Origin of the sequence: Aeromicrobium ginsengisoli, from assembly GCF_004134905.2 — a bacterium.
Taxonomy (GTDB): domain Bacteria; phylum Actinomycetota; class Actinomycetes; order Propionibacteriales; family Nocardioidaceae; genus Aeromicrobium; species Aeromicrobium ginsengisoli.
Map to the genome: position 1 here is coordinate 742,091 of NZ_SDPQ02000003.1, position 24,608 is coordinate 766,698.

Consider the following 24,608-nt stretch of genomic DNA (forward strand, 5'->3'; position numbering starts at 1 on the left):
CATGAACGTCACCGACACGCTGGTCATCGAGACCCCGGGCACCCACGCGATCACGATCTCGCGCGAGTTCGACGCCCCGGTCGACAAGGTCTTCCGAGCCATGACCGAGCCCGAGCTCATCGCGCGCTGGATGGGTCCGAGGTACCTCACCAACACCGAGATGACCCACGATCCGCGTCACGGCGGCACCTGGTCGCTCGTCCAGCGGGACCCGGACGGCAACGAGTACGCGTTCCGCGGCGTGATTCACGGCGAGCCGACGCCCGAGCTGTCGATGCGTACGTTCGAGTGGCTCGGCATGCCCGGTCACGTCTCGCTCGAGACCCTGCGCCTCGTCGACCTCGGCGACGGCCGCACCCGTGCCGACAGCGTCTCGGTGTTCACCTCGACCGAGGACCGCGACGGCATGGCGGCCAACATGACATCCGGCGTCGTCGAAGGCTACGAACGCCTCGACGAGATCCTGGCCGACCTCAGCGGTACGTGACGACGGTGAAGATCGTGTAGGTGCGATCGCCGCTGGAGCTGTAGCCGGAGACGCGGACCCGGCGATGGCCAGGTTCGACGGATGTGGGGAACCGCACGGTGCGGTGCACGGTGCCGGTGCTGTCGGCGCGTCCCGTGTAGGCCAGCTTGCCGCCGAGCCAGATCTTGGCGCGCTGGCCTGGCTTGAGACCGGTGGCGGCGACGTGGAACGTGGCGCGGTGATTGATGGTGTGGTCCGAGATCACCAGGTGCTTGTGGGCTGACGAGACGTACGAGGTCTTGGCCGAGATCTTGGAGACGGTCGGGCCGTCCGGCACGCTGGCGGTGATGCGGACGCTGATCCGGCGGGCGGCCTGGAACCCGCCGAGTCGCAGGGTCTTGTCGGTCGCGCCGGGGATGGGATGACCGTCCTCGTACCAGCGATAGGAGAAGTGGGCGTCGTGTGGTGCCACGGAGCCGGTCTGCGCGGTGAGGGTCTTGCCCTCGCGAGCGGTCCCGGTGATCTGCGGGTTGAGACCGGTGATCTCGTGGGTGATCCACTGGGCGTGGAGCGCGATCGGCACGGCGGCCAGACCGTTCGAGGAGCCGGGCAGGATCGTGTCGGCGGTCACCGTGGTGCCGGAGCCGTCGGCGTGAGTGTTCCAGCCGGCGAACACCGAGCCGGCTTTGGTCGGTGCGGCGGGGAAGGTGCGGGCACCGCGCGTGAACGAGTCGGCGAACACGATGACCGGCGCCGGAGCTGGCGAGCCGCCTCGGGAGTCGAACGAGACGGCGTAGTGGTGATGGCTGATCGCGACTCCGGAATTGCCGACTCGGGTTTGGACATGCGACAGGGCGATGGTGCCGTCGTTCTGGATCCAGCCGTCACCCGAAATGTTCCCGCCGAAGGAGGGGTCGTCGACCGCTCCGAGGATGCGCCCCGTGGGCCCGACCGTGAGGTTGGGCGTCTTCGCCCCGTCTTCGTATGCCGGCACCAGGACTTCGGCGTCCGGGAGTCGAAGGGTGCCGTCGACCAGCAGCGAGCCATGCACGCCGCCGTAGGTGCCACCGACCACCACACGGTCCCAGGCGTTGGGCACCGTCACCAGTGCGTCCTTGCCGATCGAGATCGTGCCGGTGGCTCCTCTGGGATCGCCGTAGTCGAGCGTCCCAAGCGCTGGGCCGCCCAGGGCAGTGGTCGTGACGTCCCCGGCGTTGATCGCGATGACGCCTCCGTCGGGGCTGACGTACCCGATCCCCGACGTCCCGCCCCGTGCCGTGATCGTCCCACCATTGATCGTGACGACCCCGCCGGCGACCCCGCTGTTCATCCCGCCGATCCCCACGCCCTCGATGTTGCCCATGCCGCCGAAATTCGATGCCTCCGCCGTGACGGTTCCACCATTGATCGTGACGGTTCCAGCGGAGCTGAGGTAGACGCCGTCACCGATTCCGGCCGATCCGCCGACTGCGTCGATGGTGCCGCCGTTGATGGTGATCGTGCTGCCGGCGCTCGCATATCCACCACCGATGGCTGCCGCACCGTGGTCGGAAGTTGCCGTGACGGTTCCGCCGTTGATCGTGATGGTGCTGGCGCCTACGCCCCCCTCGCCACTGCCGATGGCTGCACCATGAGAGCCGGACGTTGCCTTGACGACGCCGTCGTTGATCGTGATGGTGCCGGCCGCACGTTCGTAGTCGCCGCCGATGGCAGCGCCACCGCCCTCGTTCTCCGCCGTCACCGTCCCCTGGTTGACGATCAGCGTCGCACCCGTGGTCCCGATGGCGGCTCGCAAGTACGTCGGCGTGATCACGGTCAGCTCGGACGCAGGACTCGCCGCGTCGATCGTCAGCTGCTTGCCCGTGGTGATGACGATCCTGGCCACGGCGAGGTCGTGGACTCCGAGGTTCAGGGTCGCGGCGCAGCCGATTGTCAGCTCACCTTCTGGTTGGGAGATGTCGGCCGCCAGCGTCACGACCGTGGGCGCGGCAGGGGTGCCTGAACACGTCGACAGGGCTGTCGCCAGCTCGGCGAAGGTGTCGACGGACGCGGCCGATGCCGGTGAGCCGGCGACGACGAGCAGGCCGCCGGCGAGCGTCGTGGAAGCGAGCAAGGTGAGGAACTGCCTGCGGTGTGACACGTCAACCCCCCGTTGATGACTGGCGACAGTCTCTCACCACCATCGGACCAGCGGGGCGGATTCGCGAGAACTGACTCAGACGGCGGCGGCCGGGGCCGGGGCGAGCGGCACGCGTACGAGCAGGACTCCCGGCTGGACCTCGGCGGTGATCTCCTGACCCTCGCCGACGGGGTCGCCGTCGAGCTGCATCGGCATCTTCTTCTCGGCCTTGATGTGCACCTTGTGGCCCGTGAGCCGGTCGAGCCGCTCGTTCGTACGCTTCTGGCGGCCGATGACCCGGACGATGATCGCGAGCCAGCCGATGAACCGCTTGGGCGCGAGCACCACGACGTCGAGCTTGCCGTCGTCGATCTGGGCGTCGGGCAGCAGCGGGATGCCGCCCTGGAGGAATCCGACGTTGCCGACGACGACCGTGCGGGCGCGGAACTTCTTGAACTCGCCGTCGTCGACCGAGATCTGGACCTTCATGGCGGGGAAGCGAGCCGCCTTGACCCCGCTGACGAAGTAGGCCAGCCAGCCGACCTTGGCCTTGAGCTGGTCGTTGACGCCGGTCATGATCGCGGCGTCCATGCCGAGGCCGGCCATGACGAGGAACGTCGTGTTGGTGCCGGAGTCGGTCTTGAGGGTCGACAGGTCGATCGCCCGGTCCTGCCCGCCGAACACGACGTCGAGGGCGTCGCGGGTGTTGAGCGGGATCGACAGGTTGCGGGCCAGCAGGTTGCCGGTGCCGTGCGGGAGGATGCCGACGGCCACGCCGGTGCGGGCGACCTCCTCGCAGACCGCGCGCACGGTGCCGTCACCGCCGGCCGCGACGATCAGGTCGACGTCGGCGCGAAGCGCGGCACTGGCCTGGCCGTGGCCGGGGTCCTCGATCGTGGTCTCGAACCAGAGCGGTTCCTTCCACCCGTCACGGTGGGCGACGAGGCGTACGCGCTCCTTGAACGCCTCGACGTCGGCGATCTTCGACGGATTGAGCACGACGGCCGCTCGCTTGCGGCCGGTGCCGGTCAGGGCCGCGAGCTCGTGCGGCACGCGGGTGGCGTCGCTGACCAGCACGATCCAGAATCCGAGGGCCACCGCCGTGCCGAAGGCCAGGCCGGCGACGACGTCGCTGAGGTAGTGCACGCCGAGGAAGATGCGGCTTGCGCCGACTCCGAGGCCCATGAGGACGAGCAATGTGATGATGATGCGGCGCTTCCAGCCGCGGCCCGTCAGCACGATCGTCATGAGGATCGCGACGGTGACCAGCATGCCGGAGCCCGCGGAGTGTCCGCTCGGGAACGAGTAGCCGCCGATCTCGTGCAGTGGCTTGTCGAACACCGGTCGCTCGCGCTCGTACGCCAGCTTGATCAGGGCGTTGCCGCCGATCGCGACGATGCCACTGACGGCGATCCAGATCGCGACTCGGCGCTCGTGGCGCCACAGCGCGTACGCCGCGAGAAGCACCAGGACGATGCCGGCGCCGAGGTTGCTGAAGACGACCGCGACGACGTCGAGGAAGTCCACCAGGCCGCCGTGGCGCGACGCATAGTCATACGCATCCTGCGCGACGTCGTGGTCGAGGTCGATGATCGCGTCGGCCCCGGCGCCGACGCAGATGGCCAGGACGGCGAACAGCGCGGTCGGTGCGGCGAGAGCCCACCAGAGGATGGCACGGCGCGCAGGCGCGGCACGGCGCAGATCGAACGACAAGCTTTCCTCCTCAGGGATCGACCCAGCCTAGTGGACTGCAAAGTGGGCGCCAGCCGGACGATAGGCTGAGGCAGTGATTGAAGCCCGGATCCTGCGAGAAGACCCTGACGCCGTACGCGCCGCACAGAGGCGTCGAGGGGAGTCGACGGAGCTGGTCGACGAGCTCATCGGTGCGGACGAGCAGCGGCGCTCCACGATCTCGGCGTACGAGGCGGTCCGCGGCGAGCAGAAGAGCCTCGGCAAGCTGATCCCCAAGGCACAGGGCGACGAGAAGCAGGAGCTGCTGACGCGGGCCAAGGAGCTCAGCCAGCAGGTCAAGGACGCCGAGGCCGCCCAGGTCGAGGCGGCCGAGACGTTCGAGCGGCTCATGAAGTCGTTGCCCAACCTGGCCTCGCCCGAGGCCCCCGAAGGCGGCGAGGACGACTTCGTCGTGCTCGACACCGTCGGCACGCCGCGTGACTTCGCCGCCGAGGGCTTCGAGCCCCGCGACCACCTCGAGCTCGGTCAGCTGCTCGGTGCGATCGACACCGAGCGCGGCGCCAAGGTCAGCGGTGCGCGGTTCTACTTCCTCACCGGCGTCGGGGCGCAGCTCGAGCTCGCCCTGACGCAGCTCGCGATGAGCAAGGCCGCCGAGTGGGGCTTCACGCCGATGATCCCGCCGGCGCTGGTCAACGAGCGCGCGATGGAGGGCACCGGGTTCCTCGGCCAGGCCGCCGATGACGTCTATCACCTCGAGAAGGACGGCCTCTACCTCGTCGGCACCTCCGAGGTGCCGATGGCGGCCTACCACTCCGACGAGATCCTCGATGCGGGCTCGCTGCCGCGCCGCTATGCCGCGTTCAGCCCCTGCTATCGCCGCGAGGCCGGGTCGTACGGCAAGGACACCCGCGGCATCTTCCGGGTGCACTGGTTCGACAAGGTCGAGATGTTCGTCTACACGACGCTCGAGGAGTCCTACGCCGAGCACCAGCGCATCCTCGGCTGGGAGCGCGCGTGGCTCGACGCCCTCGAGCTGCCCTATCGGGTCATCGACGTCGCGTCCGGCGACCTCGGCCTCTCGGCGATCCGCAAGTTCGACTGCGAGGCGTGGATCCCGACGCAGGGCAAGTACCGCGAGGTCTCGTCGGCGTCCAACTGCACCGAGTTCCAGGCTCGCCGCCTCGACATCCGCGTACGCGGTGACGAGGGCACGACTCCGGCCGCGACGCTCAACGGCACGCTGTGCGCCATGACCCGCACGATCATCGCGCTGCTCGAGAACGGTCAGCAGGCCGACGGCTCCGTACGCCTCCCCGCTGCGCTGCACCCGCTGCTGGGCGAGGTCCTGAGGCCGATCGCGTGACATCGTTCCGACCCCGGCTGATTGCGCTCGATGTCGACGGCACGCTCGTCGACGGCGACAACGTGATGACCGAGGCCGTACGCTCCGCGGTCCACGCGGTGCGTGACGCCGGCATCGAGACCGTCATCGCCACCGGCCGTGGCGTGCCCGGCGTCATCGACGCGGTCGACAACCTGCGGTTCACCGAGGGCTACGGCGTGGCGAGCAACGGTGCCGTGACGTTCCGCTACGACCCCGAGGTCGAGCTGCTCGACGTCGTCACGTTCGACGCCAGCGAGGCGGTCCGCCGGGTCCTTGAGCACATGCCTGAGGCGCTGGTCGCGGTCGAGGAGGTCGGCGTCGGGTTTCGGCTCAACAAGCCGTTCCCGGACAACGAGATCTCCGGGCAGTTCGTCGTCGAGGACGTCGAGTCGCTCATCGCCGAACCGGTCGCCCGTGTCGTGATCCGGTCGGCCGAGCACAGCCGCGACGAGTTCACCGCGATCGTCAAGGACCTCGGGCTGACCGGCACCAACTACTACATCGGCTACTCCGCCTGGCTCGACCTCGCGCCCGAGGGCGTCTCCAAGGCGTCGGGGCTGGAGTTCCTCTGCACCAAGCTCGGCATCGACCGGTCCGAGGTGCTGGCGGTCGGCGACGGCAACAACGACCTCGAGATGATCCAGTGGGCCGGGCGCGGGGTGGCGATGGGCCAGGCACCCGACGACGTCAAGGCCGCGGCAGACGAGGTCCTCGGCACGATCGACGAGGACGGCCTGGCCGCCGAGCTCCGCCGCTACGTCTAGCCCTGCAGGAAGCTGAGCCGCACCTCGCGGTCGGGGTTGTCGACGTTGGTGTCGACGAGGCACACCGACTGCCACGTGCCGAGCTGCAGCCGGCCGCCCAGCACCGGCACGGTCATCGACGGCGCCAGGAACGCCGGGACGACGTGATCTCGGCCGTGCCCCGGGGTGCCGTGCTGGTGCACCCAGCGATCGTCGCGCGGCAGCAGGTCGTCGAGTGCGGTCAGCAGGTCGCCGTCGCTGCCGGCTCCGGTCTCGATGATCGCCACACCGGCGGTCGCGTGCGGGACGAACACGTGCAACAGTCCGTCCTGCTCGCCGCGGACGAACGCCGCGCACTCTGAAGTCAGGTCGTGGACGACCGACCGCCCACCCGTCCGTACGGAAACCAGCTCACTACGCATACCGACGATCGTTCCACCGGTCCTTGAGCTTGTCGAAAGGACGAGTCGGTGTCAGGCGACCTTGCTGGTCTCGAGCTCGTCGAAGACGTCGAGGACCGCGTCGACCGTCGGCAGGCACGGGCCGGCCGGGGGTGAGAGCGCCTCGTCGCGCTTCTGCTCCCGCGCCCGGCGCAAGTGGCGCTTGATCGTCGAGGTCGAGCAGTCGAGCCGTTCGGCGAGCTGGTGACACGTGTCCTTGGGGTACGCCTGGCGGGCGGTCATGACCGCGTCGTGGCTCACCGGTCCGCCGCCGACGCGGGCAGCGCCGTACGCCGTGGTGGTCTGCTGCTGGACCTCGATGCCGAGGCGGCGGCGGATGACCGAGCGGTCGTGCTCGGTCGTGCACGCGACATAGCCGGAGACGTCGATCTGGACGACCGCCCGGTAGAGGCACTCGACCATCAGCGGGCAGCCTGCGCACTGCCGGTGAGCGGTCGCGCGTTTGACCGTCAGCCTCTCCCACTCGGCCGCGGTGATGTCGGTCCGCGCCGGCGGTGAGTCCAACAGCTCATCCATGTAGACCTCCGGCTCGAAGGCGCACGGAGGTGTCGTTGTCTCGTCCACGATGGTCATGGGCTCCCTCTTCCCCACGAGGCCCCGGACGACGACACTCCTGCGTCTTCCTTGGCTCGCGTTGCAGGCAACTTTAGAGGTACATGCCCCCGGAGCCACCGTTTTCGCCAGACGTTTCCGAATCTTCACCTTTGGTGTCGTTTGGACCCGGTAGAGCCAGCCTCATGTTCTGGAACTGCGCCTGGGCCTGCACCTGCTGCGCGTAGAGCGCGGCCTGGATGCCGTGAAAGAGACCCTCGAGCCAGCCGACGAGCTGGGCCTGCGCGATCCGGAGCTCACCCTCGCTGGGGGTCTCGCCGTCGAACGGCAGGCTGAGCCGTTCGAGCTCCTCGACCAGCTCGGGTGCGAGGCCGTCCTCGAGCTCCTTGATCGACTGGAGATGGATGTCGCGCAGCCGCGCTCGGCTGGCCTCGTCGAGTGGCGCGGCCTTGACCTCGTCGAGGAGCTGACGGATCATCCCGCCGATCCGCATGACCTTGGCAGGCTGCTCGACGAGGTCGCCGAGGGAGGTGCCGGGTGTCGGCGGGGCGATGGCGTTGCCGTCGGGACCGATGATCTCGGGGGATTGCTCAGTCATCCGCCCAGACTATCCAGCGGCCCCGCGCCGCGTGATCCGCGTCTCTTGAACGGGGCTGCAAGGGTGGAAGAGATGCCCCGAACCCGCGATCGTCGCCTCGACCTGCTCAAGGGACTCCTCATCGCCGGCGTCGTGCTGGGCCACTTCCTGGAGACATCGGGCGGCCAGGCCCCCGGCGTCCTCTACTCGGGCTGGCAGCACGACCCGCAGCGCTGGATCCTCACGTTCCTCTACCTGTTCCACATGCCGCTGTTCGTGTTCCTCGCCGGTGTCACCGCGCGTCCCCGCCGCCTGGCGCACCGCATCGTCGAGATGGTCGGCCTCTACGTCCTGCTGCAGACGACGTATGTCGCGCTGCGCTTCGGCGTCGGCGACCTGAGCATGGAACGCCTGCTCCACCCGACGTACGCGTTGTGGTTCCTGCTCGCGATGGCGTGGTGGCTCGTCGCCCTGCCGTTCGTCGTGCGCCTCGGCCCGTACGCCCTGCCGGCCGCGACGGCGGTCTCGATCGTCGCGGTGCTGCTGCCCTATCCCGACGGCGATCTCGTCTCGTGGTCGCGGGCGCTCTGCTATCTGCCGTTCTTCGTCGCGGGACACCTTTACGGCAGCGGTGCCCTCAGGCGTACGGCCGAGACCTCGACCGTCGTCATGGCGACTGCAGCGGCATCGCTGGTGACGGTCACGGCCGTCGTGGTGCGATCCGGCCTCGACCCGCGCTGGATCCGCGGCGCCGACACCGCTGCGTCAATGGGTGTGACGGGCGTGGACGCCGTGGCATACCGGGTCCTGTGCCTCGCCCTCGCGACCCTGTGCGGCGCCTGCGTGCTCGCGATCGTGCCGTCTCGCCTGCGACAGGTTGAAGGCCTCGGCCGCCGCAGCCTCGCCGTGTACGCGCTGCACATCCCGGTCGTGTTCGTGCTGCAGGACACCTTCCAGGGCGCTGGCGTCGGCCAGGTCGAGGCGACGCTGCTGGCCACTGCGGTGACCGTCGTCGTGCTGCGCGTGCTGGTGCACCCGTTCTTCGACCGGGCCGTCCGGCGTACCGCTTCGACCATGGCGCAGGTCGCGGTTCCGCCGCCATTGGTGCACGACGTGCGAGATGCGGAACGCGTCAGGGTGTGAGCAGGACCTTGCCGATGTGGCTCGACTCCTCGAGCACCTGATGCGCCTGGCGAACGTCGTCCAGCGCATAGGTCGCGTGGATGATCGGGCGCACCGTGCCGTCGGAGATCAGCGGCCACACCTGCGCGACCATCGCGGACACGATCGCCGCCTTCTCGCTCGTCGGCCGGGCCCGGAGCGTCGTCGCCATGACGGCGGCGCGCTTGGACATCAGTGCGCCGAGGTTGAGCTCGGCCTTGACCCCGCCCTGCAGGCCGATCACGACGAGGCGCCCCGCGGTCGACAGCACCGAGACGTTGGCGTCGAGGTACTTGGCGCCGATGATGTCGAGGATGACGTCAGCGGTCATGCCGGCGGACTTCATCTCCGCGGCGAAGTCCTGCTGCTTGTAGTCGATCACGACGTCGGCGCCCAGCTCTCGGCAGAAGTCGCCCTTCTCCGGCGAGCCGACCGTGACGATCACGCGGGCTCCGAACGCCTTGGCCAGCTGGATCGCCATCGTGCCGATCCCGCTGCCGCCTCCGTGAACGAGCAGCGTCTCGCCGTGCTGCAGCTTGCCCATCATGAAGACGTTCGACCAGACGGTCGCGGCCACCTCCATGAGCCCGCCTGCGTCGACCAGCGATATCCCGAGCGGGACCGTGGCCACCTGGCCAGCAGGCACCGTGACGTACTCGGCATAGCCGCCGCCGGTCAGCAGCGCACACACGTGCGTACCTGGCGGCAGGTCCGTCACGCCCTCGCCGACGGCGACGATGTCGCCGGAGCACTCGAGCCCGAGCACGTCCGTGATCCCGGGAGGCGGTGGGTAGAAGCCCTGCCGCTGCAGGAGGTCCGAGCGGTTGAGGCCGGCCGCGGCCACGCGGATGAGGACCTCGCCGGGGCCCGGCTCGGGCTGCGGAAGGTCGACCACCTCGAGGGCGTCGACGCCTCCGGGGTTGGGAGCAATGACGGCACGCATGTCCGCAGGCTAGCCGCCCTCCCCCGCGGCTGCCGAGCCACGCCCTAGCATTTCTCCCATGAGCCGGGTCGACGTGCGCTTCCCTTCGGGGCCGGGATGGTGTGCCGCATGGTGGTACGAACCTGACGGGGTCGACGCCCCCGGCCCGGTCGTGATCATGGCCCACGGTCTCGGCGGCGTGAAGGAGATGCGCCTCGACGCTTACGCCGAACGGTTCGTCGCCGAGGGCTACCGCGTCCTGGTGTTCGACTACCGCCACTTCGGCGCCAGCGACGGCGAGCCGCGGGAGCTGCTCGACATCCAGCGCCAGCTCGACGACTGGGCCGCCGCGATGCATCACGTGCGGTCGGTGCCCCAGGTCGATCGAGGGCGCATCGTGCTGTGGGGCACGTCGTTCGGCGGCGGGCACGTCATCGAGGCAGCGAGCCGTGACGGCGGGGTCGCGGCGATCATCTCGCAGTGCCCGTTCACCGACGGGTTCGCGTCGTCGCGCACCGTCGGGCTGCGCAGCCTCCTGAAGCTGACGGTTCTCGGCGTACGCGATGCGCTGCGCGGGTTGCGCGGCAAGCCTCCCGTACGTGTCGCGGTCGCGGGGCGGCGTGGTGAGGCGGCGCTGATGACGGCGCCCGACGTGGTGCCCGGCTATCTGGCTCTGAGCCCACCCGGCCCGCCGCCGCCGGATCGTGTCGCGGCCCGCGTTGCACTGAGGATCCCGCTGTACTACCCGGGACGTGCCGCTGCCTCGTTGGAGTGCCCGGCGCTGTTCTGTGTCGCGATGAAGGACAGCGTCGCGCCCTCGCGCTCGACGATCTGGCACGTCCGCAAGGCTCGGCACGGCCGGATCAAGCGCTATCGCACGGGCCACTTCGATCTCTACGTCGAGCCGTGGTTCGACGAGGTCGTCACGGACCAGATCGAGTTCCTGCGCGAGACCGTCCCGGTCTGACTCCTTTCGACCAGCTCAAGGGGCGCGGGGCAGCGGTCTTGATCCTTGAGCCTGTCGAAAGGGCGTCGACCCGACCCACCACCATGCTCAGGCCCTACCTGCGAAGATGGAAACCATGCGTGTCGCACTGGTTCAGCTCGCTTCGGCGACCGACTCGGCGGCCAACGTTGAAGACATCCGGTCTCAGACCGCAGCGCTCAGCCCCGCCGACGGACTCGACCTCGTGGTGCTCCCCGAGGCGTCGATGCATGACTTCGGATCAGCCGACCATGACCTCGCCGCCGTTGCCGAGCCGCTCGACGGACCCTTCGTCGGGTTCCTCGGCGAGGAGGCTCGGCGCCTCGGAGCGACGCTCGTGGCGGGCATGTTCGAGCGTACGGACGACCTGCCGTTCAACACGCTCGTCGTCGTCGGGCCCGACGGTGCCCTGCGTCAGACGTACCGGAAGATCCATCTCTACGACTCGTTCGGCTACAAGGAGTCCGACCGGCTGCGCGCCGGCGACATCGAGCCGGTCGTGCTCGACATCGCGGGCACGCCGGTGGGCCTGATGACGTGCTACGACCTGCGCTTCCCCGAGCACGCCCGCGCTCTGATTGACGCCGGCGCCGAGGCGATCGTGCTCCCGGCCGCGTGGGTCGCCGGCGATCGCAAGCTCGACCACTGGCGTACGCTCCTGGCGGCCCGGGCGATCGAGAACACCGTGTACGTCGCCGCTGCCGCCCAGGGTGGTGACCGCTACACCGGGCACTCCTTGGTTGTCGATCCGTGGGGCTCTATCGTGGGCGAGGCGGTTTCGACCCCCGAGATCATCCGCGCCACCCTCGAGCCCGAGGTCGTGGCGCGTGCACGGGAGATCAACCCGTCCCTGGCCAATCGAAGGATCCGTACCAGCTCATGAGCCGTGCCCCCAAGGGTGGACGTCGTCGCCTCGACGCCTCCGTACCCCCGGAGTACGACCTCCCGACCCGTGAGCCGCGCCTCGACTCGCCGCGGGCGGCCCGGTTCGTCATGGCGTTGGTGTTCATCGGCTGGGTCGCTGGGACCGTCGGTTCAGGCACCTCGATCATCGCCGTGGACACGCCGCCGTGGATCGTACGTCCGTCGGCCGCGCTGCTGATGGTGGTGTTCGCGATCGGACTGACCCACCGGGGCGGCGGTCACATGCGCATATGGCTGCCGATGACGGCGCTGCTGGGCGCACTCGCGGTGACGCTCGAGACCAACGTCCTGCTGGCGTCGGCGGCTGCGGTGACCGCGGTGCTGGCGTCGGTGTGGGCCGTGCTCGTCACGCGACCCGTCGCGACGGTGTTCGGTGCGATCCGTGAGTATTCGCTGGCACTGCTGGTCGCGCTGAGCGGCACGGTCGGCGTCGCGGCCTGGAACGCTCCGGTCAACTATCAGCGCTTCAACCTCATCGTGCTCACGGTCTCGCTGGGTCTGGCGATCACGCTCGTGTGGAACCTCGGCGCCGGCCTCCACGGCCTCGGCCGGCAGAACCTCGCGATCCTCCTCGGCGTCGCGGCCCTCGTGATGGTGGTGATCGCCTACAGCAGCTTCGTCCGCAGCCACGGCTCGCAGTCGCTCGTGCACGCCTTCACGGACATGGTCCTCTGGACCCGCCGCACGTTCCACGGTGCGCCTCGCCCGATCGAGGTGCTGATCGGCTTCCCGGCGCTCATCGTCGGTGTCGCGCTGCGGTCGAAGCGCCGCGAGGGCTGGTGGATCCTGGTGTTCGCCGTCATCGGCACCGCGGTCCTGACGACCTCGCTCGTGTCGCCGGGTGCCTACCCGAAATACATCGCGCTCTCCACGCTCTACTCCGGTGTGCTCGGCCTGATCGTGGGCCTCGTGCTGCGTCGCCAGCTCCTCAAGGAGCCGTCGTCACGGGCCGCGCGAGCGATCGCCCCGGTCGTACGCGTGGAACCTCCCCGTTTCGCCGCGCTCAAGTAGTGCGATAATCGACGCGGCGCAGCGCCTCGGTGCTGCCACCCAGGAGGGGTGCCGGAGCGGCCGATCGGAAGCGCCTTGAAAGCGCTCGCTGGCAGCGATGTCAGCCGCGGGTTCGAATCCCGCCCCCTCTGCTTGACGAACTATCGACTCGACCGCAGATTCGTGCTGCCCGCCGTCGGCATCAACGTGATCGTCGCCGGCGTCGCCGCGGCGCTGGCGTTCTTCCTGTCCTCGGTGACGGCGCTGGCCTGGATCTTCGGCGTCCTGGCCGTCGCCGCGCTGCTGAACGCCGCGCGGGTGTTCGCCCGCCCGCCCGTCGTCGCGCGTACGGATGCCAGTGCGCTGCGCGTCGGCGGACCGCTGACGGTGAAGCCGGTGGACGTGCAGTGGCTCGACGTCGAGGACGTCACGATCGACCGTGGTCGCCTGTTCGTCGATCGCGGCAACGGCGAGGTGCTCGGTGTCCCGCTGGCGTACGTCGGCGGTCGCGCCACGGAGCTGCTCCGCGACATCTACGACCGGCTCAACGCCGCCAACGGCTACCGCCGCTTCGACCCGAGCTGACTACTTGACGTAGAGAGCGTGCGACGCCTGGTGGGTGAGGATCGTCGAGGTGGTGGGTTGGTAGACGCGGTAGGCCCAGTAGCCCTTCTTGCTGACCTTGACCGTGTACGAGCCGTAGCCATCCCGGTAGCTGACCCATCGCGAGGTGGTTGTCCCGGTGGGGTAGAGATAGTTGCCCCTCGGCTTGAGGCGCACCCAGCTGACATACACCCGACCGTCGGGCTTGCTGACTCCGACGACCGAGACCGAGAACGTGATCTTGAACCTGCGACCGCCGAGGGCTCTTGCTCGAGCCACGACATGGGACTTGCTCTTGACGACGTCGGACCGCGCCGAGATGTTGGAGACCGGAGTCAGGCCAGGGAAGGTGGCGGGTGGATTGATGGTCACCCGCACGGACACACGGGCGCCCGCGTCCTTGGCAGTGAGGACGTAGGAATACTTCGTCGCTCCGCTGATGGAGATCGTCTTGCCGCTCTTGGTGCGCAGCCATTGGTACGACGGCGGGATGTCGGAGTGATTCGTGGCGATGCCCGTCGCGGTCATGCGGGTGCCGACCAGCGGCTTGCCGTGGATGTACGGCCCCAGGCCGGCGACCATCGGGGCGTCGGCCAGGGTGGCGTCGACGCCAGACGTGGTCTCGCCGAGTGTGGCCTCGGTGGCGATTGCGTGCTCGAAGTCGGGAGCGTCACCTGACCACTCTCCGACGAATTGCGGGACCTCCTTGCCGGCCACGGTCACGCTCTCGGGCGTGAAGCGGAGCTTGACCGGGCCTTCGATCGAGTGGATCGAGTACGTTCCGTCCGACCGCGTGTTCACCGTCCGGATCACAGGATCGTTGCCGCTAGCGGTGTCGGACCCGTCCACGAGGTCGACCGTCGTGTCGGCGATCGGGTTGCCTCGTCCGTCAGTCACCCGGCCGGTGATGGTGCCACCGGCGGGCCGCACGTGCGCCTCGTCGATGTTGCCAATGATCCGGCTGTCGACACAGACGTTGCCAGCCGTAGCCAGATCGGTGCCGCGGTAGGCGCCTGACGTGTACGACCTCGACGCCACCGAACCATCAGGGCTGTCGTTGACCGTGACGCGATAGACGCCGCTGGGCAGGGACTTCTCGTAGTCGCCCTTCGACAGCCCGTCGTTCGCGGAGTTGGTGCCGTCTGAGGTCGTGGTCTCCCCGGTCAGCACCCACGGGCCGTCGTCGCCGCCTGACTCCGAGCGGTAGAACCGCACGACGAGTCCCGCGATGTCTTGGCCAGTTGACTCGGTGTCGACACCACCGCGAATCCGTCCGTTGGAGGTCTCGTCGAACTCTTGCTGCAGGAAGATGTCCGGTCCGACGGTGTTGCCCTCCTGGGGGATGGTGAAGGCCGTGGCCGTGTCGAAGCTGTCGCCGCCCACCCATTGGCTCGCGTGGGCCGGTGACACGATCTTGAACTTGGTCGGCCCCTCGAACGCCCACCCCGTGTACTCGTTCCCCCAGAACCCGCGCCACACCGAGGCATGGGCCGGATCGGGGTCGTCGGCGGCGTACGCCTCGACCGTCGGGGGTTCCGTGTAGTTGGAGCAGATGTCGCTGTACGCGCCGTGGATGTAGCCGGCCCGCTTGGGGAGGGCGGTGGCGCCGAAGTAGCGGCCGCTGTCGGTGATCGTGAACGTCGTGTCTCCGGCGTTGTACCAGGCGGTGTCGACCCAGTCGTACGGGGCGTAGACCTTCCAGTTGAGGGTTCCGTCGTCGAACTCGTTGAAGGTGATGCGGTACGTGCCCGGCTCGAGCCATGCGGAGTAGTCGCCGGTGGAGGCAGTCGGAGATTGGGTGGCGTTCGTCGTCGTGGTCTCGCTGAGCTCCCACGGGCCGGACTCGTCTCCTGTGGTCGACCGGTAGAAGCGCACGGCGATGTTTGCGACGTTCACGGTGCCGGTCACCTTGTACTTCCCCGCGGGGTCCTCCGCACTCGACGGCGACGACGTCAGGACGACCAGCCCGAGGACGAGCAGGAGTGAGGAGAGGGCCGCGAGGGCGCGGCGAAGGGGATGGGTGAGCACGACAGCGGGGCCTTCCGAGACCGAGGCCGAGACGGGCTGTCCGGGCTCCGAGAAACTCTATAGATCCATCGCGGAGCGCGAGGGAGAATGCCCGATTCGTCGGACGGGCGGCGCGGTCGGTATCCTGTTCCGGTTGCCGGTTTCGATCGGCGGCGGGGAGGTGTCGCATAGTGGCCTAGTGCGCCCGCCTGCTAAGCGGGTTGAGGTTTAAACCTCTCGCGAGTTCAAATCTCGCCACCTCCGCCGCAACGTGACAAGCACGAATCGAAGAGACCAGCCACGCAACGTGGCTGGTCTCTTTGCGTGGTGACAACAGAGGAGCTCGCTCCGCCGCCGGCGAGACGACCACCTCGCGAGTGGAAGGCGCAAGCAAACCCGCGACCACCCCATGTGACTGCGGTCACACGCCTCCCCCACCCGTATCCGGAATCCCGCGTTCACCGATTGGTAGCCTCCTGTGGTGCGCATTTCGGTCATCGGTTGCGGCTACCTCGGCGCCGTCCATGCGGCGTGCATGGCAAAGCTCGGTCACGTCGTCACAGGGTTCGACGTCGACAAGGAGAAGATCGACGCGCTCCGGCGCGGCGAGGCGCCGTTCTTCGAGCCGGGACTTCCCGCCCTGCTGACCGAGGTCATGGCGACGGGCCGACTGTCGTTCTCGGACGACCCGGCCGCGGTCGCCGGCAGCAACGTGCACTTCGTCTGCGTCGGCACCCCCCAGGTCTCCGACGGCAACGCCGCCGACATGACGTACGTCGACGCTGCGGTCACGTCATTGCTGCCGCACCTGGCCGACGGCGACCTCGTCGTCGGCAAGTCGACCGTGCCGGTGGGCAGTGCTGAGCGCCTGGCCGAGCAGATCGCCTCGACCAGCCCCGGCGCGACGCTGGTGTGGAACCCGGAGTTCCTCCGCGAGGGCTTCGCGGTCAAGGACACCCTGCACCCCGACCGTCTGGTCTACGGGGTCCCCGAGGGTGACGCGGGCGCCCGCGCAGTCGAGATCCTCGACGAGGTCTACGCCGGTCCGATCGCCGAGGGCACGCCGCGGATCGTCAGCGACTACGCGACGGCGCAGCTCGTCAAGGTCGCGGCCAACTCCTTCCTGGCCACCAAGATCTCGTTCATCAACGCGATGGCCGAGCTGTGCGAGGCGACCGGCGCCGACGTGACACACCTCGCCGAGGCGATCGGTCACGACGAGCGCATCGGCCGTCGCTTCCTCAACGCCGGCCTGGGCTTCGGTGGCGGCTGCCTGCCCAAGGACATCCGCGCCTTCATGGCCCGTGCCGACGAGCTGGGCGTCGACCAGGCACTGAGCTTCCTCCGCGAGGTCGACGCCATCAACCTGCGTCGCCGCAGCCGCATGGTGACCCTGGCCAGCGAAGAGCTGGATGGCACCCTCGAGGGCCGCCGCATCGCCGTGCTGGGCGCGTCGTTCAAGCCGAACAGCGATGACGTCCGCGACTCTCCCGCGCTCGACGTCGCGGCCAAGCTGCGCGAGCTGGGCGCCCAGGTCGTGGTCACCGATCCCGAGGCCAACGCCAACGCCAAGGCGCGTCAGCCGCAGCTCGTGTTCGTCGAGTCGGCCGAGGACGCCGTCGTCGATGCCGAGCTCGTACTGCTGTTGACCGAGTGGCCCGAGTTCGTCCAGCTCGACCCGGTCGCGCTCGCCAAGCTGGTCGACAGTCCTCGTATGCTCGACGGCCGCAATGCGCTCGATCCGTCGGCGTGGCGCGACGCCGGGTGGACGTATCGTGCGTTGGGTCGCGGAAAGCACTGAAAGCGCTGCTCCACCGGCCTGCGGGTCGTGGCTCACCGGACCGCGAGCCTCATAGAGTGAGGTAGTCCAGCACGACCGGATCGTCACAGAGCAACAGGAGTCACAGGTGCACCCATACGACTACTTCCACGCCCTTCGGCGTGGCTGGCCGATCCTGGTGGTCGCCACGATCTGTGGACTCCTCGCTGCCATTGCGCTGTCCGCCCTGACCACGACGCAGTACACCGCGACGACGAGGATCTACTTCACGGCGTCGGGCGGCGCCAAGGGTGAGGACCTCTCCAACGCAGCGCAGTATGCGCTGGCGCGCGTCCAGGGCTTCGACGCACTGGCCCGCTCGAGCACGGTCCTGGATCCGGTCGCCGCCGAGAGCGGGGGCACCGTCTCCGCCGGGCAGCTCGCGGGTCAGGTCTCGGTGAGCACGAGCATGACGACGACGATGGTCGACGTGTCGGTCGCCGACACCTCAGCCAAGCGCGCCGCGACACTCTCCGAAGCAGTGAGCACGTCCCTCATCAAGGAGGTCGACGTGCTCGAACGGCCCTCCAAGGACTCGCCGGCTTCCATGACCGGGACCATCGTGAGTCCCGCGCAGGTGCCCTCGGCGCCCAGCTCGCCCAACTGGACGGTCAACCTGCTCGCCGGCCTCGTGATTGGCGCCATGATCGGGTCCGGCGTGGTGGCGACCAGAGAGTTCAGCGCGAGAGCCCGCGTCTCGGACCGCGCGGGGACGTGATCCGATGTCCAGGCCGCGTCGCATCTGGGCACATCTCGGTGACGTCTTCTACAACACCGTCATCACGTACGTGCCGTCCCATCGCCTGCGCATCGGCGCACTCCGGCTGTGGGGCGCGACGGTCGGCCGCGACTGCTCCGTGCTGCGTGGCACGACCGTGCTGGGCATCGGCAACCTTCGTGTCGGTGAGGCGGTCTCGATCGGCTTCCGCTGCGTCCTGGACGCCCGCGGGGGCCTGACGATCGGCTCGAACACCGTGATCGCCAGCGACACCCACTTCATCTCTGCCTTCCATGACGTCCATGCGCCGGACTTCGCGGCGATCCTGCAGCCGATCGTGGTCGAGGACTACGTGTGGCTGGCGGTGCGTACGACCGTGCTGTGCGGTGTGACGATCGGCCGGGGCGCTGTCGTCTCGGCGTGCTCACTCGTCCGTCAGGACGTACCGGCGATGGACATCGTCGCGGGCGTGCCCGCCGTCTCGGTCGGCACCCGCCGCTCGACCCTCGACTACCGCCCGGTCTTCCGGCCGCTGTTCTTCTGAGACGCCGCGTGCCCGACCTGGCGAGCGCCACGCTCCTCTACCTTGCGCCCCGCGGTGGGACGTCAGGCGTCGGCGATCACGCGGACGACTTCGTCGCCGCCGTCTCGCCGCACCTCGGCGAGGTCGTCGAGCTCCGGCACGGCCCGCCGCGCGAGGACGGAGTGCGCGACGTCCTGCGCATCAGGCGCGCCCTCCGGACCGCCATCAACGAGCGTCGCGGCCGCCCCGTCATCGTCCACGCTGAGCTGAGCGGGGGCTCGCTGGCCGGGTTGTGGGCCGCAGCCGGGGTCGAGGCGTCGGTCCGCACGGCGACGCTGCACGACCCGCCGCGTCCGGTCTGGTATCCGTTCCTGACCAAGGGCCTGGCTCGGAGCCGGTATGCCGTGCACGGCGCGCACCTGCCCCTCAACCGACTGACGGCGCGCATGGAGCGCCGCCTGATGCGGCACGTCGAGACGTTCGCGCTCAGCGCCGAGGGCGTCGAGGTGATGGCAGCCGCGGGAGTGGGCTCGTCGCAGACCGAGAGCCACTTGATCGTTCCGGAACGCCCGGCGCTGCCGCCGGCTGCCGAGCGCCCACGAGCGGTCGGCCTGTTCGGCCACGTCTACCGCGGCAAGGGGTTCGAGCACCTCCTCGCGATCCGCCGGACCCTCGATCCCGGCATCGCGCTGCGGGTCGCCGGGCGTGGCACGGCGGACCTTCCCCACACGCCGGGCGTCGAGATCCTCGGCGAGGTCGAGGGCGAGGCGGAGGATGCGTTCTTTGCCTCCGTGCGCGCGCTGCTGCTGCCGTACGAGCGCCGCTACGTCTACGGCAGCGAGGTGTTCCCCGCGTCGAGCGTGCTGATGCGGGCAGTCGCCTATCGGACGCCGTCGCTGGGGTCGGCCGTGGGACCGTTGACCGGCGCCGCTCGTGCCGGAGCGACGATCGCCCTCGACGGTGACGGCTCGGACATCGCCGCTGCCGCCAGCCACCTCGTCGACGATCCCGCGGCGCTGCAGGCCGCCACCGACGACCTCGACCGGTTCGCGGCGACGCAGACCGTCGAGTCCGCCATCGCGCCCTACCTGCAGGCGTGGTCCCGATGATCCGGCGCGTCTCACGGCAGGTCGCCGAGACGGTGCTCTCGTCGGGGTGGATGTATCTCGGCCGGTTCATCGGCCTCTTCTGGGCGGTGCTCCTGACCCGCGAGACGAGCATCGCGGTCTACGGGGCGTACGCGATCGCGATCGCGGTGTCGGTGCTGATCACCGTGCCGTTGGATCACTACTACGTCGTACGCACCCTGCGGGTCGACGAGGACACGTTCCTCGGCGACCGGACCACGCGGGTGATCGGCGGCGGGCTGCTGCTGGTCGTCGGTGCGCTGCTGCTGCGAGGCGACCACTTCCTGAGCGGGTTCGCGATCGGCAAGGCGGGCGGAGAGATCGCGTTCAACGCGGTCAAGAGCGGGTTCATCCGTCGGGGCCATCCGGCCCGCGCCATGGGGGTCGACACGGTTCGGCAGGTGATCGGCTTCGCTGCGACGGCGGCCTACTTCTTCTCGGCCGATCATCCGACGCTGATCGGCATCGCGGCGTGGACCCTCGTGAGCTTCGTCCCGTTCCTGGCCTGGGGCCTGTGGGAGGCCAGGCAGCACGGTCCGCGCCGTCCCGAGATCACCTCGCGGACCGCCGCGATCGTCGCCGAAGCCGTCGGTGGCGCGGTCTACTCACAGGGCGACATCGTGGCGGTCGGGGCCTGGGCCTCCCACAGCTCGGCCGGCTATTACGCGTACGGGAGCCTGCTGATCTGGTCCCTCGCGGCGGTCGGCCAGAACTACAGCTACACGTTCACCGAGAGCTTGCGCGCTGCCGACGGGCACCACACTGCGGGGCCGAGCTTCCGATCCTCGATGTCGTTGTCGCTCACGTTGGGTGGCGCGGTCGGGCTGACGGCGGTGATCATGGCGATCGCCGGCGCCCCGGCCGAGCTGGTGTGGACGTTCGCGATCATGGCTGTGGTGACCGTTCCGCGGACGCTCAGCAGCATCTTCACCACGGTCCTGGCGGTGCAGCACCGCGACCAGTTCCGGACGGCGGTCACGTGGGTCTCGGTCGCCGTGAAGTTCGTGCTGCTGCTGGGGGTGGCGAGGTTCGGTGGGCCGGCCGCTGCCGCCGCCTTCGTCGTCTCCGATCTCGTGATGACGTACGCCTACAGTCGCGCGGTGCACCTGCTCGCGGATGTCGACGGAGGTACGCCGTGAAGGTGGCGTTCCTGCTGTCCAAGGACCCGGCGACGACGCACGGCGGCGATCTGACGATCTCGCGCGAGCTGATGGCGATCAGCCGATCGGAGCACGAGACCGTCGGCCTCTTCCTGTCCCCGGACGTGACCGAGACGACGACTGACGGCCAGGCGTGGCGGGTGCCCAAGCCGGCCGTCGCCCCCGCGACGATCACGCTGCGCAGCCTGCGGCGGGGGCGCAGCCTCGTGCACACGCGCTTCGACGACGATGCCTACGTCGCTGCGCTCGACACCCTCGAGGCCGACGTCTACGTCGCCGACCACAGCTACATGGCCGAGCCGTTCCTCCGGTCGCGGTGGGCGGGTGTGCGTCCGCTGCTGGTCAACACCGTGATCTCGGAGTCGCTCGTCTGGTCCGAGACCCGCGGCATCGTGGGCCGGATCGACAGCGTCAGGATCCGTCGCGACGAGCTGCGGGTGGCTCGCGCGGCTCGTGGCGTTGGCACCTATGACGCCGACGAAGCGGCCTACTATCGGTCGCATGGCGTCCCTCACGCGCGGTGGCTGGACGTCACCCTCCCGCCCAAGCAGGCGGTCGACGTCGCCGGTAGCGGCCGCAGGCTGGTGTTCGTGGGCGAACGCGCGTGGCCGCCCAACCACAAGGCCTTCGAGACGTTGCTCCGATGGTGGCCCGACATCTCCAACGGCATCGACGACGCCGAGCTGTGCGTCGTCGGCAACCGGGCCCGTGCTCTGTCCCTCCCGCCCGGAGTCCGGGATCTCGGCTTCGTCCCGGACCTCGACGGGTTCCTCGCGACGTGCCGGGCGGTGCTCGCCCCTGTGACGACCGGTGGAGGCGTACGCGTCAAGATCCTCGACGCCGCCAGCCGCGGGCTGCCGGTCGTGGCGACGTCGGCAGCTGTCGGCTCACTCTCGTCGGTCTTCGAGATCCCGATCGACGACGACCGCGAGAGCTTCGTCGCCGCTGCTCGCGCGATGCTGCTCGATCGTGATGCCGCGGCCGCGGAGGGGGCCCGGATCCACGCGATCAACGCCGACCGCTGGACGGCCGGGGTCCCGCAGCGGGCGGTCCTGGATTGGCTCGCGTCATGAGCACACTGCAGTTCCGTACGTCCTCGACCGCCGGCTGGTCCGTCGTCGCCGGTGGGCTCGGCGTGCTGGGTGTCACGGCCTTCCTGGACACCTCGCTCCGGCACCTCGTGCTGCTGGGCCTGTTCGGCGCGGTCGTCCTGTTCGTGGTCGCCGCCCATCCCCGTTCGGTGTTCCGACTGACCGGCTTCGTCCTCGCCGGCGCGCCCCTGCTGCCGGCGCCCGGCCTCGGCGCTCCGCTGATCCTGGTGCTGGGGATGGGCGTGTGGGTCGCGGTCGCGCTGATCGAGGGCCCGCCGCTGCGGATCGGCTGGGTCGAGGTGCTCGCCGCGCTGTCCGTGGGTGCCTCGGGCGTGGCGATGATCATGACCTCGGCGGATTCCGTCTCGATCGTCGAGTACGGCCGCTGGGTCATCGCGTTCTCGCTGGTCATCCCGCTGCGCATGCTCAGCGCAGCGGACCTGGCCTCGTTCGGCCGGTGGTTCGTGCTCGGCAGCTGCTTCGGTGCGGGCTTCGGGCTGGTGCTCGCGGTCGTCGATCGCACGGGCCGTCTCCTGGACCGCCTCAGCGCCGTGGGCTATGACCCGGACGGCAACAATGCGCGCGTCGTGAGGGGCTCTCAGACCGTCGCCCTGAGGTTGACCGGGACCTACGTCGACCCCAACCTGGGCGCCTTCATCCTCGTCGTGGGCCTCATCCTGGCGGTGGCGCTGCTGCGCGGACTGTCGCGGGTGGCGGCCGCGGGCCTCATCAGCGCGGCGATCGCGCTGACCCTGAGTCGTACGTCGATCGCCACCGTCGTGGCCGCGATCCTGATCCTGATCGTGGTTGCCAACATCAGCGGCCGCGCCCGGCTCGCCCTGCTGGTCGCCACGGTGCTGTCGGCTGCGGGGGCACTGGCCAGTCCGGTGGTCCGCTATCGGTTGGCGGACTCGTTCGGCCCGACGGACACCGGCACCCAGGCCCGTCTGGAGGCCTTCCACCACTACGTCAACGCGATGCAGGGGCACTGGTGGTTCGGCAAGGGCTGGGGCATCCCGGAGTTCCGTGACTCCTCGGCCGCGCTGCTGGCCAACTACGTCGCCAACGCCCCGCTGCTGACGGTCTACCGGGCGGGCGTCTTCGTCGGCGTCATCTTCGTCCTGCTGTTGATCGCGGGGTTGTTCCGGTCGTACGTGCTGGTGCAGCGGGGCACGTTCGCGCAGGCGGTCGTGGCGGCCGGATTCGCCGCCGTCGCGCTGGTTGCCCTGCAGCTGGACTTCCCCGTCGTCCTGCTGCCGCCGGCGACGATGTCGTTCGCCGTGCTGCTGGCCTTCCTCTCCCACGACCGCTGGACCGGCGTCACCGGGGGTGACCCGTCGTGACCGACCGCAACCGACTCGTCGGGCTGGACGGGCCGCGCGGCATCGCGTGCCTCTGCGTCCTCGCCGTGCACACGATCGCGTTCTTCGCCCCGCTGCAGCTCGACCGCTTCCACCTGACCTATCTCAGTGAGGCGATCGTCTACTTCTTCGCGATGTCGGGCTTCTTGATCTACCTGCCGTTCGTGCGCGCGTACGCCGCCGGACGACCCCGACCGAGCCTGCGTCGCTACACGACTCAACGACTGCGTCGGGTCTATCCGGGCTACGTCGTGATCTTCCTGTTCGCCAACCTGGTCCTGGCTGCGGTCTACGTGCACAACGCGACGGACGTCGCCAAGGCAGGCACCGACACGGGCTCGGGCCGCATCACCTCGGTGCCGGAGATCCTGGCACACCTGACGCTGGTCCAGAACTTCTCGCCGCACGGGCTGCAGACCGGCATCGCTCCGTCCTGGTCGCTCACGACGGAGCTGTGCTTCTACGTCGCACTGCCTGTGCTCGCCGTGGCGTTCCTGCGCTCGGGCCGGGGCGGCGAACCGCGCCTGTGGCGTGCGCTCATGCCGGCGGTGGCCCTCGCGGTCCTCGGCGCCGTCGGCAAGATCGTGACGGCTGCCCTGCAGGCCGACCGGGCGCCGATGTCGGTGGCCGACGCCGACTTCGGCTCCAACGGCATCGCGGTCCTCGCCCGCAGCCTGTTCGTCCTGGCGGACAACTTCGCGTACGGCATGGTCGCCGTCGTTCTCTTCGTCTGGATGGAGCGAGGTGGCCTGCGGCGCCTGACCGCTCGACGACTCTGGCTGGTCGGTGCCCCCCTGTGGTTCCTGACGTTCTTCGTCGCGCTGATGCTGACCTCGAGCGGATCCCGGTTCGCCGGCACGGCGTTCGCCATCGCGGCGGGGATCTTCCTGCTGGTCGTCACCGAGCCCGCGGCACGGGGTCGTACGTCGGCGTTCGCGACGCTGGCGGATCTGCGGCCGTTGCGGTTCGTCGGCAAGATCTCGCTGAGCGTCTACCTGTGGCACTACCCCGTGATCCTCCTCGTCGCGAGGCACGGCTGGGCGGGTTCCGACACCGCATCCGGGATGGTCGCGAGTGTCGCGCTCGTCCTGGCGCTGACGACGGCCCTGTCGTGCGCCACGTTCTACCTCGTCGAGGCGCCGGCCATGCGCGGCAACCCGCGCCGGGCGAGCGTCGAGAGCGCGGGGGTGCCGTGAGCGCCGCCCTCCGCGGTCCGCGCACCG

At 69.3% G+C, this 24,608-nt stretch carries 23 protein-coding genes and 2 tRNA genes; 18 read left to right on the top strand and 7 right to left on the bottom strand.

All coding sequences use genetic code 11. From position 1 onward, the window contains the following. The first annotated feature begins 1 nt into the window (after position 1). Positions 2-487 carry an SRPBCC domain-containing protein gene (locus ESP70_RS16790; RefSeq protein WP_149690444.1) on the top strand — a complete coding sequence of 162 codons (486 nt, stop codon included), beginning with the start codon at positions 2-4 and terminating at the stop codon, positions 485-487. On the opposite strand, the gene ESP70_RS16795 is transcribed toward ESP70_RS16790, so the two are convergent. Together ESP70_RS16795 and ESP70_RS16800 are read right to left on the bottom strand one after the other, a co-directional pair. Further along, positions 474-2,606 carry an InlB B-repeat-containing protein gene (locus ESP70_RS16795; RefSeq protein ID WP_149690445.1) on the bottom strand — a complete coding sequence of 711 codons (2,133 nt, stop codon included), beginning with the start codon at positions 2,604-2,606 and terminating at the stop codon, positions 474-476. The two genes, ESP70_RS16790 and ESP70_RS16795, sit on opposite strands and share 14 nt — an antisense overlap. A gap of 75 nt (positions 2,607-2,681) precedes the next feature. Continuing rightward, on the bottom strand, positions 2,682-4,298 hold the full coding sequence (locus ESP70_RS16800; RefSeq protein ID WP_149690446.1) for a bifunctional phosphatase PAP2/diacylglycerol kinase family protein: 1,617 nt from the start codon (positions 4,296-4,298) through the stop codon (positions 2,682-2,684). Positions 4,299-4,371: 73 nt separating this feature from the next. Between ESP70_RS16800 and serS the strand changes: the two genes are divergently transcribed. Together serS and ESP70_RS16810 are read left to right on the top strand one after the other, a co-directional pair. Next, a complete protein-coding gene (gene serS / locus ESP70_RS16805) occupies positions 4,372-5,640 on the top strand; it encodes a serine--tRNA ligase (RefSeq protein ID WP_149690447.1) in 1,269 nt (422 codons plus the stop codon). Beyond that, entirely contained in the window at positions 5,637-6,425 is a 789-nt protein-coding gene (locus ESP70_RS16810; protein ID WP_149690448.1) for an HAD family hydrolase, read from the top strand. The genes serS and ESP70_RS16810 overlap by 4 nt, the downstream gene beginning before the upstream one ends. Here ESP70_RS16810 and ESP70_RS16815 read toward each other — a convergent pair. The 3 genes from ESP70_RS16815 to ESP70_RS16825 all read right to left on the bottom strand — a co-directional run bounded on the left by ESP70_RS16815 (position 6,422) and on the right by ESP70_RS16825 (position 8,015). Then, positions 6,422-6,826, bottom strand: a complete 405-nt coding sequence (locus ESP70_RS16815) for a secondary thiamine-phosphate synthase enzyme YjbQ (RefSeq protein WP_188110674.1) — start codon at positions 6,824-6,826, stop codon at positions 6,422-6,424. The genes ESP70_RS16810 and ESP70_RS16815 overlap by 4 nt on opposite strands. 51 nt (positions 6,827-6,877) lie before the next feature. Next, positions 6,878-7,438, bottom strand: coding sequence for a transcription factor WhiB (locus tag ESP70_RS16820; protein ID WP_149690450.1), 561 nt, complete (start codon positions 7,436-7,438; stop codon positions 6,878-6,880). Between the two features lie 73 nt (positions 7,439-7,511). Further along, positions 7,512-8,015, bottom strand: coding sequence for a bacterial proteasome activator family protein (locus tag ESP70_RS16825; protein ID WP_149690451.1), 504 nt, complete (start codon positions 8,013-8,015; stop codon positions 7,512-7,514). A 72-nt stretch (positions 8,016-8,087) separates the two neighbouring features. On the opposite strand from ESP70_RS16825, the gene ESP70_RS16830 reads away from it, so the two are divergent. Further along, positions 8,088-9,137 (top strand): acyltransferase family protein, encoded by a 1,050-nt coding sequence (locus ESP70_RS16830; RefSeq protein ID WP_149690452.1) that lies wholly within the window; start codon positions 8,088-8,090, stop codon positions 9,135-9,137. Here the strand turns inward: ESP70_RS16830 and ESP70_RS16835 are convergent. Then, the gene (locus ESP70_RS16835; RefSeq protein WP_149690453.1) at positions 9,127-10,098 is read right to left on the bottom strand and encodes an NAD(P)H-quinone oxidoreductase; all 972 of its coding nucleotides are present in this window, start codon (positions 10,096-10,098) and stop codon (positions 9,127-9,129) included. The two genes, ESP70_RS16830 and ESP70_RS16835, sit on opposite strands and share 11 nt — an antisense overlap. A 58-nt stretch (positions 10,099-10,156) precedes the next feature. On the opposite strand from ESP70_RS16835, the gene ESP70_RS16840 reads away from it, so the two are divergent. From ESP70_RS16840 to ESP70_RS16860, 5 genes are all read left to right on the top strand, one after another. Further along, positions 10,157-11,044, top strand: a complete 888-nt coding sequence (locus tag ESP70_RS16840; RefSeq protein WP_149690454.1) for an alpha/beta hydrolase — start codon at positions 10,157-10,159, stop codon at positions 11,042-11,044. Positions 11,045-11,159: 115 nt separating this feature from the next. After that, positions 11,160-11,945, top strand: a complete 786-nt coding sequence (locus ESP70_RS16845) for a carbon-nitrogen hydrolase family protein (protein WP_149690455.1) — start codon at positions 11,160-11,162, stop codon at positions 11,943-11,945. Continuing rightward, on the top strand, positions 11,942-12,997 hold the full coding sequence (locus tag ESP70_RS16850) for a hypothetical protein (RefSeq protein WP_149690456.1): 1,056 nt from the start codon (positions 11,942-11,944) through the stop codon (positions 12,995-12,997). The genes ESP70_RS16845 and ESP70_RS16850 overlap by 4 nt, the downstream gene beginning before the upstream one ends. Before the next feature lie 42 nt (positions 12,998-13,039). Then, a tRNA-Ser gene (locus ESP70_RS16855) sits at positions 13,040-13,128 on the top strand. Between the two features lies 1 nt (position 13,129). Next, on the top strand, positions 13,130-13,561 hold the full coding sequence (locus tag ESP70_RS16860) for a hypothetical protein (protein ID WP_149690457.1): 432 nt from the start codon (positions 13,130-13,132) through the stop codon (positions 13,559-13,561). Here the strand turns inward: ESP70_RS16860 and ESP70_RS16865 are convergent, their stop codons facing one another. After that, on the bottom strand, positions 13,562-15,607 hold the full coding sequence (locus ESP70_RS16865; RefSeq protein ID WP_149690458.1) for a carboxypeptidase-like regulatory domain-containing protein: 2,046 nt from the start codon (positions 15,605-15,607) through the stop codon (positions 13,562-13,564). It abuts the gene before it with no gap. Between the two features lie 156 nt (positions 15,608-15,763). Between ESP70_RS16865 and ESP70_RS16870 the strand changes: the two genes are divergently transcribed. The 9 genes from ESP70_RS16870 (at position 15,764) to ESP70_RS16910 (ending at position 24,581) form a co-directional block, all read left to right on the top strand. Continuing rightward, positions 15,764-15,850 (top strand) — tRNA-Ser (locus ESP70_RS16870). Positions 15,851-16,067: 217 nt separating this feature from the next. Further along, positions 16,068-17,387, top strand: coding sequence for a UDP-glucose dehydrogenase family protein (locus ESP70_RS16875; protein ID WP_149690459.1), 1,320 nt, complete (start codon positions 16,068-16,070; stop codon positions 17,385-17,387). Between the two features lie 106 nt (positions 17,388-17,493). After that, entirely contained in the window at positions 17,494-18,123 is a 630-nt protein-coding gene (locus tag ESP70_RS16880) for a YveK family protein (protein ID WP_188110675.1), read from the top strand. Positions 18,124-18,127: 4 nt separating this feature from the next. Then, positions 18,128-18,667: an acyltransferase gene (locus ESP70_RS16885; protein ID WP_149690461.1), complete on the top strand. Its 540-nt coding sequence runs from the start codon at positions 18,128-18,130 to the stop codon at positions 18,665-18,667. An 8-nt stretch (positions 18,668-18,675) separates the two neighbouring features. Further along, positions 18,676-19,755, top strand: coding sequence for a glycosyltransferase family protein (locus ESP70_RS16890; protein ID WP_149690462.1), 1,080 nt, complete (start codon positions 18,676-18,678; stop codon positions 19,753-19,755). Beyond that, positions 19,752-20,912, top strand: coding sequence for a hypothetical protein (locus ESP70_RS16895; protein ID WP_149690463.1), 1,161 nt, complete (start codon positions 19,752-19,754; stop codon positions 20,910-20,912). The genes ESP70_RS16890 and ESP70_RS16895 overlap by 4 nt, the downstream gene beginning before the upstream one ends. After that, positions 20,909-22,006, top strand: a complete 1,098-nt coding sequence (locus tag ESP70_RS16900) for a glycosyltransferase (protein WP_223148760.1) — start codon at positions 20,909-20,911, stop codon at positions 22,004-22,006. Before ESP70_RS16895 ends, ESP70_RS16900 begins: the two co-directional genes overlap by 4 nt. Further along, positions 22,003-23,367 carry an O-antigen ligase family protein gene (locus tag ESP70_RS16905; protein WP_149690464.1) on the top strand — a complete coding sequence of 455 codons (1,365 nt, stop codon included), beginning with the start codon at positions 22,003-22,005 and terminating at the stop codon, positions 23,365-23,367. The genes ESP70_RS16900 and ESP70_RS16905 overlap by 4 nt, the downstream gene beginning before the upstream one ends. Further along, entirely contained in the window at positions 23,364-24,581 is a 1,218-nt protein-coding gene (locus ESP70_RS16910) for an acyltransferase family protein (protein WP_149690465.1), read from the top strand. The genes ESP70_RS16905 and ESP70_RS16910 overlap by 4 nt, the downstream gene beginning before the upstream one ends. Positions 24,582-24,608 lie beyond the last annotated feature (27 nt).